This window comes from Rhizobium altiplani (genome assembly GCF_001542405.1).
GTDB classification, from domain to species: Bacteria; Pseudomonadota; Alphaproteobacteria; order Rhizobiales; family Rhizobiaceae; genus Rhizobium; species Rhizobium altiplani.
The window spans coordinates 77273-89460 of sequence record NZ_LNCD01000003.1; the positions used below are offsets into that span (position 1 = coordinate 77273).

At 58.4% G+C, this 12188-nt stretch carries 12 protein-coding genes; 8 read left to right on the forward strand and 4 right to left on the reverse strand.

What is annotated here, in order from left to right:
- From AS026_RS01045 to AS026_RS01055, 3 genes are read left to right on the forward strand one after another with little or no spacing between them, the layout of a single operon-like run.
- Complete coding sequence (locus tag AS026_RS01045) at positions 1-633, forward strand: precorrin-8X methylmutase (RefSeq protein WP_062368392.1); 633 nt, start codon at positions 1-3, stop codon at positions 631-633.
- Positions 630-1358: a precorrin-2 C(20)-methyltransferase gene (locus tag AS026_RS01050; protein ID WP_062368393.1), complete on the forward strand. Its 729-nt coding sequence runs from the start codon at positions 630-632 to the stop codon at positions 1356-1358. Before AS026_RS01045 ends, AS026_RS01050 begins: the two co-directional genes overlap by 4 nt.
- Entirely contained in the window at positions 1358-2122 is a 765-nt protein-coding gene (locus tag AS026_RS01055) for a precorrin-3B C(17)-methyltransferase (RefSeq protein WP_062368394.1), read from the forward strand. Before AS026_RS01050 ends, AS026_RS01055 begins: the two co-directional genes overlap by 1 nt.
- On the opposite strand, the gene AS026_RS01060 is transcribed toward AS026_RS01055, so the two are convergent.
- On the reverse strand, positions 2086-2856 hold the full coding sequence (locus AS026_RS01060) for a cobalt-precorrin-6A reductase (RefSeq protein WP_062368395.1): 771 nt from the start codon (positions 2854-2856) through the stop codon (positions 2086-2088). The genes AS026_RS01055 and AS026_RS01060 overlap by 37 nt on opposite strands.
- Here AS026_RS01060 and AS026_RS01065 point away from each other — a divergent pair.
- On the forward strand, positions 2855-4087 hold the full coding sequence (locus AS026_RS01065) for a bifunctional cobalt-precorrin-7 (C(5))-methyltransferase/cobalt-precorrin-6B (C(15))-methyltransferase (RefSeq protein WP_062368396.1): 1233 nt from the start codon (positions 2855-2857) through the stop codon (positions 4085-4087). The genes AS026_RS01060 and AS026_RS01065 overlap by 2 nt on opposite strands.
- Positions 4088-4097: 10 nt before the next feature.
- Entirely contained in the window at positions 4098-4859 is a 762-nt protein-coding gene (gene cobM, locus AS026_RS01070) for a precorrin-4 C(11)-methyltransferase (RefSeq protein ID WP_062368397.1), read from the forward strand.
- Between the two features lie 18 nt (positions 4860-4877).
- Here the strand turns inward: cobM and AS026_RS01075 are convergent, their stop codons facing one another.
- Positions 4878-5690 (reverse strand): TIM barrel protein, encoded by an 813-nt coding sequence (locus tag AS026_RS01075; RefSeq protein ID WP_062368398.1) that lies wholly within the window; start codon positions 5688-5690, stop codon positions 4878-4880.
- Positions 5691-6385: 695 nt separating this feature from the next.
- Here AS026_RS01075 and AS026_RS01080 point away from each other — a divergent pair.
- On the forward strand, positions 6386-7180 hold the full coding sequence (locus AS026_RS01080) for a response regulator transcription factor (RefSeq protein WP_062368399.1): 795 nt from the start codon (positions 6386-6388) through the stop codon (positions 7178-7180).
- A 268-nt stretch (positions 7181-7448) separates the two neighbouring features.
- On the opposite strand, the gene AS026_RS01085 is transcribed toward AS026_RS01080, so the two are convergent.
- Positions 7449-8522: a nodulation protein NodZ gene (locus tag AS026_RS01085; RefSeq protein WP_205634439.1), complete on the reverse strand. Its 1074-nt coding sequence runs from the start codon at positions 8520-8522 to the stop codon at positions 7449-7451.
- A gap of 512 nt (positions 8523-9034) precedes the next feature.
- Complete coding sequence (gene olsE / locus AS026_RS01090) at positions 9035-10021, reverse strand: ornithine lipid hydroxylase OlsE (protein WP_062368400.1); 987 nt, start codon at positions 10019-10021, stop codon at positions 9035-9037.
- Between the two features lie 231 nt (positions 10022-10252).
- On the opposite strand from olsE, the gene AS026_RS01095 reads away from it, so the two are divergent.
- Positions 10253-11155 (forward strand): DMT family transporter, encoded by a 903-nt coding sequence (locus AS026_RS01095; protein WP_062368401.1) that lies wholly within the window; start codon positions 10253-10255, stop codon positions 11153-11155.
- 280 nt (positions 11156-11435) lie between these two features.
- Positions 11436-12185, forward strand: a complete 750-nt coding sequence (locus AS026_RS01100) for a GntR family transcriptional regulator (RefSeq protein ID WP_062368402.1) — start codon at positions 11436-11438, stop codon at positions 12183-12185.
- Positions 12186-12188 lie beyond the last annotated feature (3 nt).

Sequence of the window (12188 nt, forward strand, 5' to 3'; positions counted from 1 at the left end):
ATGCCTGACTACGACTACATTCACAGCGGGGACGCCATCTACGAGCGGTCCTTTGCGATCATCCGCAGCGAAGCCGACCTTTCACGGTTTTCTGTCGAGGAAGCCGATATTGCCGTGCGCATGATTCACGCATGCGGGCTCGTTGAGGCGGCAGAGCATTTTGTGTTCTCGCCAGGCTTCGTCAGCGCCGCACGCGCCGCCTTGCATGATGGCGCACCGATCTTCTGCGATGCGGAAATGGTGGCGCACGGTGTCACCCGGACACGCTTGCCCGCCCAAAACGACGTGCTCTGTACCCTGCACGATCCGCGCACCGCGGAGCTTGCGAAACAGAAGGGCAATACCCGCTCGGCAGCGGCGCTCCATCTTTGGCTGGACCGGCTGGAAGGCAGCGTCGTTGCGATCGGGAATGCTCCGACAGCCCTCTTCCATCTGCTTGAATTGCTTCGAGATGGCGCACCGAAACCGGCTGCGATCATCGGCATGCCGGTCGGCTTCGTTGGTGCGGCCGAATCGAAGGATGCGCTGGCTGAAAACTCCTACGGCGTACCGTTCGCGATCGTGCGTGGCCGTCTCGGCGGTAGCGCCATGACGGCCGCCGCTCTGAATGCCCTTGCGAGGCCCGGGCTATGACGAATCCTGGCCGTCTCATTGGCGTCGGCACTGGTCCCGGCGACCCGGAACTCCTGACGGTCAAGGCCGTCAAGGCGATCGAGGCAGCAGACGTGGTTGGCTATTTTGCCAAGCGGGGCAGGGGCGGCAACGGCAAGGCGATCGTCGAGCATCTCCTGACCGCGGAAAAGACGCTGCTGCCGCTCTACTATCCGGTGACGACCGAGGTCGAAAAGACGGACGAGGCCTATCGAAACCAGATTACCGCCTTCTACGATCAATCGGCCGCTGCAGTGGCGGCTCACCTGGAGGAGGGCCGCACCGTCGCCGTGCTGAGCGAGGGTGACCCGCTGTTCTATGGTTCCTATATGCATCTGCATGTACGCCTGGCGAACCGTTATCCAACCGAGGTGATCCCCGGGATCAGTGCGATGTCAGGATGCTGGTCGCTCGCCGGCCTCCCGATCGTTCAGGGAGATGACGTGCTTTCCGTACTGCCGGGTACAATGGCGGAGGCCGAACTGCAGCGCCGACTGTCAGACACACAGGCCGCGGTGATCATGAAGGTCGGACGCAACCTTCCCAAGATCCGCCGCGCGCTGGAGGCATCCGGACGCCTTGCCGAGGCCGTCTATGTCGAGCGAGGCACCATGGTCAATGCGGCGATGACGAAACTCGTCGACCGGCCCGACGGCGACGCACCCTACTTTTCATTGGTGCTCGTGCCCGGCTGGGAGTCTCGCTGATGACCGGCAGGCTCTTCGTGATCGGGACCGGTCCCGGCAATCCGGATCAAATGACACCGGAGGCGGCTGCGGCGGTTTCTAAGGCAACGGAGTTCTATGGATACGGACCCTATCTCGACCGGCTGAACCTCAGATCCGATCAGCGGCGACAGGCCTCCGATAACCGGGAGGAGCTGGATCGGGCATCGACCGCGCTGCGGGCGGCAGCAACCGGCGCTACCGTCTGTGTCGTGTCCGGCGGAGATCCGGGAGTCTTTGCGATGGCGGCCGCAGTATGCGAGGCCATAGACAACGGTCCGAAAGAATGGCGCACGATCGACCTCGTGGTGCTGCCGGGGATTACCGCCATGCTTGCGGTTGCCGCTCGAATTGGTGCGCCGCTTGGTCACGACTTCTGCGCCATTTCGCTGTCTGACAACCTAAAGCCTTGGAATATAATAGAAAACCGTCTTGCGATGGCGGCAAAAGCAGGCTTCGTCATTGCGCTCTACAATCCGATCAGCAAGGCACGGCCCTGGCAATTGGGCAAGGCGTTTGACTTGCTGCGCTCGGACCTGCCGGCAACGACACCAGTGATTTTCGGTAGAGCTGCAGGACGCCCCGACGAACAGATCACCATCCAGCCGCTTGCTGAAGCCGACGCGACGACGGCTGATATGGCAACCTGTGTCATCATCGGTTCGCCCGAGACAAAGGTGATCACTCGAGACGGGAAGCCGGACCTCGTCTACACTCCGCGGTTCATCGCAGGGGGAAACAGGTGATCGACCGCCGCGAGCATCGCTTCAACAGTGGCAACCGTCTCCATAGTGGCGGCTGGCGCCCGCGCGACCATGAATACGTCGATGCCGAGCTGGCGTGCAGCCTGGATCTTTGCATAAGTCGCCGAACCGCCACTGTTCTTGGTCACAAGGGCATCGATGCGATGGGTACGGAGCAGCGAAACTTCGCTTGCGACGTCGTAAGGGCCACGATCGAGAACGAGCTGGACGTCGGGAAGAACAAGCGGCGGGTCGACAGGATCAACGCTTCGCACAAGGTAAGAGTGTTGGGGGGCGGCTTCGGCGCGATGGGCTTCCTGGCGCCCGATTGCCAGGAAGACCCGGCGAGGGGAGGGGCCAAGCCGCTCTATCGCTTCCGCGATGGTCGCGACCGGCGTCCACCGATCACCCGGCTCAGCCATCCATTCTGGCCTGCGCAAGGCGAATGCGGGTATGCCTGTGGCAGCAGCAGCCTCACTGGCACTTCTGGAGATGCGAGCCGCGAACGGGTGCGTTGCATCGATCAGAAGGTCGAAACCACCATCACGCAGAAAGGCAGCCAGTCCTTCGGCACCACCAAAACCGCCGATGCGCAGCGGAACCGGCTGATCGGAGGGTTTCTCCGTTCGACCAGCAAGCGAGAGCAAAGTCTCGTACCGGCCAGTGCCCTCAAGCGCTTCAGCGAGAGCGCGCGCTTCGCCGGTGCCTCCGAGCATCAGGATGCGGATTTTGCCCATGTCTGATCTGCCTTCCGCTCCCGGCCAACGCTGGCTGACTATTATCGGCATCGGCGAAGATGGTCCAGCCGGACTGGGTGACGAGGCGAAGCGGCTGATCGCTGCCGCACCGGTCGTCTTCGGTGGCAAGCGGCATCATGAGCTCGTGGCCGGGCTCATCACCGGCAAGAGGCTCGCCTGGGAAAGCCCTTTCGAGAGGTCTATTGAGGCAGTCGCCGCGCATCGGGGCTCACCGGTCGTCGTCCTCGGTTCAGGCGATCCGTTTCTCTACGGTATTGGCGCAACGCTGTCGCGCCGCATAGGTGCCGAGGAAATGCGTGTCATCCCGGCGCCTTCCTCGTTCAGCCTGGCTGCCTCGCGCCTTGGCTGGCCACTGCAAGAGACGGCTACAATTTCGCTGCATGGCCGACCGCTGGATCTGATCCGGCCACACCTGCACCACGGCAGGCGGATCATCGCACTGACCTCCGATGGCGAGACGCCGGCGCAAATTGCGGAGCTCCTTCGCGTCACAGGCTTCGGCGAATCCCGCCTGCACGTCCTTGGGGCACTTGGCGGGGATCGCGAGCGGCAGCGCTCAGCGCGTGCCGATCGCTTCGACCTGGGAGAGATTGACCCGCTCAACGTTTGCGCGATCGAAATCGTGGCAGGGGAGGGGGCGCGAACGATACCGTTCACATCGGGGCTGGACGACGCGCTTTTTGAACACGATGGCCAGATCACCAAACAGGAGATCCGTGCAATCACGCTTGCAGCCCTGGGTCCGCGCCATGGTGAACTGCTTTGGGACATCGGCGCAGGCTCCGGCTCGATCGGCATCGAATGGATGCTCGCCGACCCGTCACTGCGCACAGTCGCCATCGAGCAATCGGGTGAGCGAGCCGCGCGTATCGCAAGAAATGCGGTTTCTTTCGGCGTTCCCGGGCTTGCGATCGTGGAGGGAACCGCCCCCGAGGCACTTGCGAACCTGCCCGAGCCCGACGCGGTCTTCGTCGGCGGCGGCGGCAGCGAGGAAGGTGTACCCGAGGCAGCACTTCACGCCTTGAAGAGGGGAGGGCGTCTCGTTGCCAATGCCGTTACCCTTGAAATGGAGTCCATGCTGTTTTCGTTGCAGCAGCAGCATGGCGGCACATTGACACGTATCGAAATAGCGCGCGCGGCGCCCCTTGGCGGTATGACCGGTTGGCGTCCGGCGATGCCCGTCACGCAATGGCGCTATACAAAGAAGTGAGAGAAAGCAGATGACGACAGTGCATTTTATCGGCGCGGGGCCGGGGGCAGCGGACCTGATTACGGTGCGCGGCCGTGACCTCATCGCCAAATGCCCGGTTTGTCTCTACGCGGGTTCGATCGTCTCCCCGGAATTATTGCAATATTGCCCGCCCGGCGCACGCATCATCGATACAGCACCGATGTCGCTTGATGAAATCGAGGCCGAGTACCTGCGGGCCGCCGCAGCCGGGGAGGACGTCGCGCGATTGCATTCGGGCGATCTTTCCGTCTGGAGCGCCGTTGCCGAACAGATCCGCCGGCTGGAAAAGCACGATATCGGCTATACGATGACACCTGGCGTGCCTGCCTTTGCGGCGGCAGCGGCAAGCCTTGGCAGGGAACTGACCATTCCAGCCGTAGCGCAAAGCCTTGTGCTCACGCGTGTCTCCGGCCGCGCATCCCCAATGCCGAACGAGGAAACGCTGGCGAGATTCGGAGCGACGGGCTCGACGCTCGCTATCCACCTTGCCATTCATGCCCTGGAGCAGGTTGTTGCGGAACTGACACCGCTCTACGGCGCTGACTGCCCGGTTGCGATCGTCGCCAAGGCGTCCTGCCCGGATGAGAGGATCGTCCGGGGGACGCTTGGTGACATCGAGGAAAAGCTGGCTGCCGCTCCCATCGAGCGAACGGCCATCATCTTCGTCGGCCAGACGCTTGCGGCCAGCGGCTTTCGCGAGAGCTCGCTCTATGATGCGTCCTACCAGCGACGCTTTCGCGGTCGGGAGTAGGGGAGGGGACTGCGCGCCTCAGACCTCAGCCGAAAGGTAGTCCATGCTCGCCCGCAGCGCCTTTGCCGGATCGTCGAGGTCATGCACCTTGGCCGCGAACGGTTCGAACGAAAACGGTCCGGCATAACCCGCCTTTATGAGAGCACGCATTTGCCCGGCATTGTCCAGACGATCATCCGCCGCCACCAGAACACGGTGGGGATCGCGCATATCCGCGATCGAGACGGCAGGATCGCTGACACCGGAAATATGAACCAGCCCGGTCAAGTCAGCGAAGAGTTGTTCTTCGCCGGCAAGGTGATGATGGAAGGTGTCATGCACCAGCTTGAACGTGGACCGTCCAGCCACAGCGTCGATTGCCTCGACAGCCTCCGCCTTTGACCGGAGCGAACAAATCTCGAAGCCGAGGGGTTCGACAAGGCCCATGATTCCGGCGGCATCGAGCATCGGCTTCAAGGCAGCCAGCGACCGGCGGAGATTTTCCTGCCGCTCGCCATCGGCACGACCAGTGCCATCGTTTTTCGGGACAAGAACAAGAGCGCGCGCGCCGCATCCCTTGGCATAGTCGATCAGTTCTCGGGCTTCGTCGGCACGCGTGGCGTTCCACTCGTTGAAGCGCTGCAGCGCATTGATCGAGAGAATGGTCAGACCATGACGCTCTGCGGCCTGGGCAACAGTCTCCGGCAACGTCCCATCGAGGATCGCATTGCCCGCAAGATCGTTGCGGATCTCAACCGCGTCAATGCCAAGCGACGTCGCCAACGCAAAGAGATCTTCAATCGCCAACGATGGCGCCGCCATATGGTTGAGGGCAAAACGAACGAGCGGCATTCTTGGTATCCTCCTAAACCTTGGTATTCACGGCAGGTGTTAGGCAACTCTCTATCTCAATCGGCTCCCTGATCCATCCACTGCGAGCACCGAGGCGCTTTCATTCGTGACAGAAAATAGGCCATCCATGAGAGATGTCCCTCATGGCGAGGCTCCCACGGCAGCACAAGGCGCAATAGCGGTCGGGAGCGCGCAACGAACGTTATATAAGAATAGTAGGGTCTGTATATTCGGCGATTGGAAGAAAACTAAACAGTTACTTCGGCGCAACTCAGGGCGCTAGGAATACATAAAATGCGCTTCTCGGGCGTATTTTTGGTTAACAAAGATCCCCCCTGTAACATAATTCAGGATTTTTATTCTAACGCAATTCAGTTGGCATGGCCTTTTAATACTGCGTTTTTATCTATATGAAACTGAATTTCACGATTTACCAAAGATAGGTATAAATTTGTATGCCGTCCTTTTCTGCGTTAACCTTTGGAAATATTTTTGTATTGCTTATTAGCATCTATGTATGTAGCTTCTTTATAAAGTAGAAATTCGACATCCACAAAATAGTTGTTGGGCACAAGTTGGGTCTCTACTTTATGCATACTAAAGGGGATCATCACTGCGTTCAGGGGACCGTCGCAAAGTATTGCGTATACTTGATGCGAACCATCCCCCCAGCACTAAAGGGTATGAGGGCTAGTATGAATTACGTACCTTCGGAATTTGAAAGTGGCAGAATCGCATTGAACAGGCTGCGGCCTGTACCGACACTCTCCAAGGCAAGCACGGAGTTCGAGGATATTGAAAGGGAGCAAGGCGATGATCAGTGCCTGCTGATTATCGACGCCAGAACGCTCGAACGCGAATGCCTTGCGACGACCTTGAAAGCGAACGGCCTTAGCATGGGTGCTATTGCCGTCGGCTCGATTGAAGAGTGGCAGCGCAAGAAAGATACCCACCGCCCGGTTGGCGCGGTCCTTCTCAACATTGCCGGCCGGAGGGCTGAGGATGCCAGCCTGTCCGAAGAAATCGCGACGATCACCGCAGAGCTTGCACCGGCTCCGGTCGTCATTCTGGGCGATGGCGATGACCTCAACCAAACCTTGAAGATGCTCCAATGCGGCGCGCGCGGTTTCATACCGACGTCCGTCGGAATTGAGGTGTGCGTCGAGGCACTTGCTCTTGCGGTTGCAGGTGGCACCTTCATCCTGGCGGGGAACAGCTTTTCTCCGTCTGCAGCAGAAACTGCCTCGATCGACATGAGCCAAAACCAGCAGCGGCCGAAGGAACTCACGCGCATCTTTACGCTGAGGCAAGCCGAGGTCGTACAGGCGCTTCGCAAGGGAAAGGCGAACAAGATCATCGCCTATGAGCTCAATCTGCGCGAAAGCACTGTCAAGGTTCACATCCGGAACATCATGAAGAAACTAAAGGCAACGAACCGGACCGAAGTTGCATACAAGCTCAATGACATGTTCCAAAGCGATGCAAGATGAGCTAAAGCCGCCGAGTAGTTTTTACAGGCATCCACCTTCCGGTGGGAAATGATATCGCGGATGATCTCAGCGTGAAGTTGAGATCATCCGATGTGGTGTGTTTTTATATTGCCCGACAGCCTGGCAAGGATCGCCTACGGTCCATAAGAATGCCACCGCTTAAAGGGCGTTGAGGCTTGCAACTCGCTGACGCTTCAAATCGTGTTGATTTGAGTACCTGCGAGCAACATTTAAACCCGCCGCTTTTGCGCGATATGCTTCATCCGGCTCAGCTGAGCGATTGAAAGCACTGTTTCAGAATTACCTTCAGATTGGTTCCATCAACGTCGATTTGGCGGGTTGGCGGAATCTTGCCAATTAACGCCGCCGTCACTGAGAAAGTAGACTGGCTGGAATGGATAAGCCAATCGCATCGCGCGAGAGCCCACATGTCGATCAAGGCGTTCCGTGCCTCACGCAGCGGATCTTCAAAAGTATCGGCGGCCTCGTGTAGAGGCCTTCCATCACAAGTCAAAGCTTTATCAACTAAAAATACCCGCTGGAACGATTCCTTGATTCTTGTTTGTATTTCAGCGTTGTCGGTAGCAAGAAATATATCCGAGTCTGGAAGCCGCTTCCGCAGCCTCCTTAGTTCCCGCTCGATACGCGAGATGGATACCTTGCGATCCGTAAAGCGGACATGCACCCCGATCACCGCGCGACCGCGATCCGCAAAAAGGGCATCAACGGCGTTTAGCACAAGCGGCGTCGGAGTGAAGTGAAGCTTTAGCTTCTCGTGGATAATTTCGCCGCGCGAGCGACCCGCAAATCGGGGATCACGGTTCATCCGGTGCCGTAGACGCAACAGCTTCGGAAGATAAGACCAGAATACGCCCACAGTTTGCGGCGGATCTTCGCCAGCAAGGTCAATCGACAGCTTTCGGTAGATAAAAGGACTGCTATGGCTTCGAGGGAAGCTCTCGCTCACAATATCGACTGGATGGCTAGCCAGTTGGCCAGACCAGAGTGCCGGTGCCACTTCGCGCTCATCGTCGTAGCAGGCAGGATCAATTCCCACAGGGTCCTGGAACAGCAAAGGATAAACGTTAACTCCTGCCGGAGCATACGTGCCATCGCGCCAGTCAATGACGGGCACCCGTCCCCCGAGTTCGGCAAGCACCACGCCGGTCACTGCCGATAGCATGCGATTACCAAAGCCGCCCTTGGCTTTGATCAAGAGCACCTTCAGGCCTGCTAGCTCGCGATCAACGGAAAAAAAAGACTTCGGCTGCACTGTGCGATTGGAAATCTCGACCATTTCTTGCCTGAGGACCTTTTGCTGAACTCCGATACCTCGTGACACGATAAACTGCTGCCACGTAACTTATGACCGCCCCGACACCTTCTTCTTTGGCGAAGACAAGGCTCTTTGCTTTTTTATTCGCACCCCGACGTTTTAACTGTCATTTAACAGAGCATACATCATACTTAATGTATATTTTGCTTACGCTAACATGCGTTATTAGTATTATGCAACAATTATCAATTTTCTGCTTCGCAGCAAAAACTTGAATATAATTCGCCTTCACAGTATTTCTTTATTCACCCAAAATCGAGCGCAATATATTTTCAGACCAAAAAAGGAACAATGCCCTTTCCGACCGACCATTCTTTTTTGCGGCGTTGATAACAGTCGACTGTGCGACTTTAATGCGCCCAGCGGTTTCTGCGTCGAGTGTTAGTCAGGCGGGCGTCGCTACGGGAGAAGCCATTTGATCGGTTCGGAATCAGAACCATCAGGCAGCCCTTGAAGCCGCATTGAGCCCTGTACGACCGATCGTTGGCAAACTGACAGTTCCTCGCAGAATGGCCCCTCTATTCTAGTTCGGGATTACCGCTGGGTTCGTAACGCGCCTGCCGAGGCGAGCCGCTCGCAGGATGACCTTTGAGCGATGGCGGCTTCCGCCCCAGGATCTGCCTGAACCCTTTCGCAGAAAAGGGCTGCACAAGTTGCGCCAGAAAGCCCTCGGCAACCCTTCCGCTGATTCCGATCTCCACAGGCGGCCTGCGCGCGGGATTGAAATAAGTACCAAATATCTGATCCCACAGCACAAGGTTTTCGCCATAGTTGGTGTTGCCCTCGGCCAACACCCTGGAGTGATGCCATCGATGCAGTCGGGGTGTGCTGAAAATCCAGTCGAGCGGACCTGTCCTGACATCGATGTTGCAGTGGGTGAGAAGGCCGATGAAGGCCGTGACGGCACTGGTCCAGAGAAAGACCGGCAAGGGCGCGCCCAAGAGATAGAGGGGGATCTGGCTAAGCGCTATCTTGAAAAGTGAATCAACGACGTGAAAGCGGCCGGTGTTGACGACCCACAGGCGCTCGACGCTGTGATGCAGGGCATGAAACCGCCAGAGCGAAAGAAACTCGTGCGCAGCACGATGCGCAACGTAGAGACCGAACTCCGCGATGATCAACCCCAATACAGCTTGAAAGAAGACAGGCCAGTGATCCGGCCATATTGATGTTGGCGATGTGACTGCCGGCTGTACAACGGTGGCAATCGCCATAGGGGCTGACGCTCCGATCGCCGCGGCAAGTTGCACGCCGCCTTTTGTCAGGAGCGTGTGTGCGATGTCGTTGAACGTTTCGCCATCGTGCTTCAGCCATTCCTGTTCATAAGGCATCAGCCGCTCGAAGCCTGCGATCGCCGCCACGATCGACAGATAGACGACGTTGAACCACAACAGCGGTGCCCCAGTGTGAAAAGCCCAACCCGCCCCGATCAATCCCGCCGCAAAGAGCGCGGGCCATAGCGCCCACGACGCCACTGTATAAAGCGCCGACTTGCCTTCATTCATCACGCGCACCCTTCTGCCTTGCGTCAGATGGGGCATGATACACCCCAGTTGTGCCCACGAGGCAAGGCCCGATGCGAGGTTCTTCCCACATCAGGCAAAGCATCGGCGTCACCGCGAGCGCCAAGACGCCGGATTGGCCGAGGCAGCTTTGCATTACGATTTCTTGCGATTGTCACGAGGCGAGCTTCTTGATAGGCGTCACGCACAAGACGTAACTCCCGCCGCAGGCCAATGCTCCAACGATCCCCTGACCACGCCCCGAGCCCGCTCGTCGGAATTGCGCTCGCCTGTTCCGGTTATTCACTGTTTGCCATCCAGGACGCGGTGGTGAAGTGGCTCGTGGCGGATTATGCCGTTCCGCAGATCCTCTTCATGCGCAGCATCATGATTGCGGTTATCGCCGGCATCATGGTCCGTCGGCTGCGGCATCCTTCAATGCTCAAAAGCCCACACCGGAAATCGCTGCTGTTGCGGGCGGGCCTCATGCTTTCGGCATGGATGGCCTATTATTCGGCTGCACGCCATCTCGGTCTCGCGGAGATCACGACGATGTATTTCTCGGCGCCCATCATGGTCGTGGTGCTGTCGATCTTCATTCTCAAGGAAAATGTCGGGCCGATGCGCTGGCTCGCGTGCATCGGCGGGTTCGCCGGCGTGCTGCTTGCCGCCAATCCCGCAGAAGCGCCAAGCCTTGTGCCGGCGGGGATGGTCATCTTCGCAGGCTTCTGCTGGGCGTGGAGCACCGTCCTGGTTCGTCTTGTCAGCCGCACCGAGAGCACGCTGAACCAGATGATGGCAACAAGCTTCCTGTTCGTTGTCGCCTGCGGCGCGATGCTGCCGTGGCTGTGGAAGACGCCGGATCTTTTCGGTTGGGCATTGATGATCGGCCTCGGCTTTGTCGCTGCAGCCGGTCAGTATCTGCTCTATGAGGGCTTCCGCCATGCCCCCGCGTCAACGCTTGCACCGATGGAATATAGCGGCCTCGTCTGGGCTTTTCTCTACGGTTATCTGATCTGGTCGGAAGTCCCGACGGTCAATGTCGTTGCAGGCGCAGTCCTGATCGTCGCCTCCAGCCTCATGCTTGTATGGTGGGAGCGCCGACAGGTGCTCTCGGCCCGCCGCCTGACGGCATAGATCATAGCCACGCTGTCAGTCGGAAGGCTCTGCGCGCCTGCCTCTGGCCATGCGCGTGTCAGAACAAACAGACCTCAAGCTACTTTCGAGCCTCCGCATCAGCACGGTCAATCGCCGGTCGCAATCATCCATCTGCCGTCAGGCTGGCTTTCGGAGACCTTGCAGGTGCGGCGCGATCAATGCAATTCGAGAGCAATTGCATGACCGGCATAATACCAGTATAGCTCCAGATGGCGATTTCCAAGAATCTTTTGGCAATCGATCCGTTGCGAGGATAGGCATGCCAGGTATCAGCTTGATCGAACTTGTCAGCAAGGAACTGGGCCTGACGGCACCCGATGTGCCACTTTACAAACGGCTCAAATCGGCAATTGAAGCTGCCATTCGCTCCAATGCCGTGAAGGCCGGCGCTGTCCTGCCGGGAGAGCGGGTTCTTGCCGAGAGCCTGTCACTCTCACGCGTGACGGTTCGCAAAGCCTTGGCATTGCTTGAGGAAGAGGGTCTTCTCAATCGCCGCCATGGCTTCAAGACGGAGGTCGGATCGCGCGTCGAGAAGTCGATGTCGACCTTGACGAGTTTTTCGGAAGACATTCGCGCTCGCGGCATGGTGGCGGGATGTGTGTGGATTTCCAAGCACATAAGCCGACCTTCGCCAACGGAGATGATGGCGCTCGGGTTGTCAGCCAATGCAAATGTGATCCGCATGAAACGCGTCCGCACAGCGGATGGCGCACCTATCGCGGTCGAAACATCAACCGTGCCGACGCGCTTTCTTCCCTCGCCCGATCTGGTCCGGGATTCACTATACGAAGCGCTTGAGGCGCGTGGCTTCATGCCGCAACGGGCAATCCAGCGCATGCGTTCGAGAGCAGCAACCAGCGAAGATGCGCGCCATCTTCATTGCGAGGTGGGTGCACCACTCCTGATGACCGAAAGACGGTGCTTCCTGCCTGACGAGCAGATCGTGGAATACTGCGAGACACGCTACAAAGGTGACGTCTACGACTTCGTCTTCGAGCTTCAGCGATAAGAC

Bases quoted from the DNA above. Each gene is read 5' to 3' on its own strand.
- AS026_RS01045 (WP_062368392.1), top strand. From the start codon at position 1: ATGCCTGACTACGACTACATTCACAGCGGGGACGCCATCTACGAGCGG.
- AS026_RS01050 (WP_062368393.1), top strand. From the start codon at position 630: ATGACGAATCCTGGCCGTCTCATTGGCGTCGGCACTGGTCCCGGCGAC.
- AS026_RS01055 (WP_062368394.1), top strand. From the start codon at position 1,358: ATGACCGGCAGGCTCTTCGTGATCGGGACCGGTCCCGGCAATCCGGAT.
- AS026_RS01065 (WP_062368396.1), top strand. From the start codon at position 2,855: ATGTCTGATCTGCCTTCCGCTCCCGGCCAACGCTGGCTGACTATTATC.
- AS026_RS01060 (WP_062368395.1), bottom strand. From the start codon at position 2,856: ATGGGCAAAATCCGCATCCTGATGCTCGGAGGCACCGGCGAAGCGCGC.
- cobM (WP_062368397.1), top strand. From the start codon at position 4,098: ATGACGACAGTGCATTTTATCGGCGCGGGGCCGGGGGCAGCGGACCTG.
- AS026_RS01075 (WP_062368398.1), bottom strand. From the start codon at position 5,690: ATGCCGCTCGTTCGTTTTGCCCTCAACCATATGGCGGCGCCATCGTTG.
- AS026_RS01080 (WP_062368399.1), top strand. From the start codon at position 6,386: ATGAATTACGTACCTTCGGAATTTGAAAGTGGCAGAATCGCATTGAAC.
- olsE (WP_062368400.1), bottom strand. From the start codon at position 10,021: ATGAATGAAGGCAAGTCGGCGCTTTATACAGTGGCGTCGTGGGCGCTA.
- AS026_RS01095 (WP_062368401.1), top strand. From the start codon at position 10,253: ATGCTCCAACGATCCCCTGACCACGCCCCGAGCCCGCTCGTCGGAATT.
- AS026_RS01100 (WP_062368402.1), top strand. From the start codon at position 11,436: ATGCCAGGTATCAGCTTGATCGAACTTGTCAGCAAGGAACTGGGCCTG.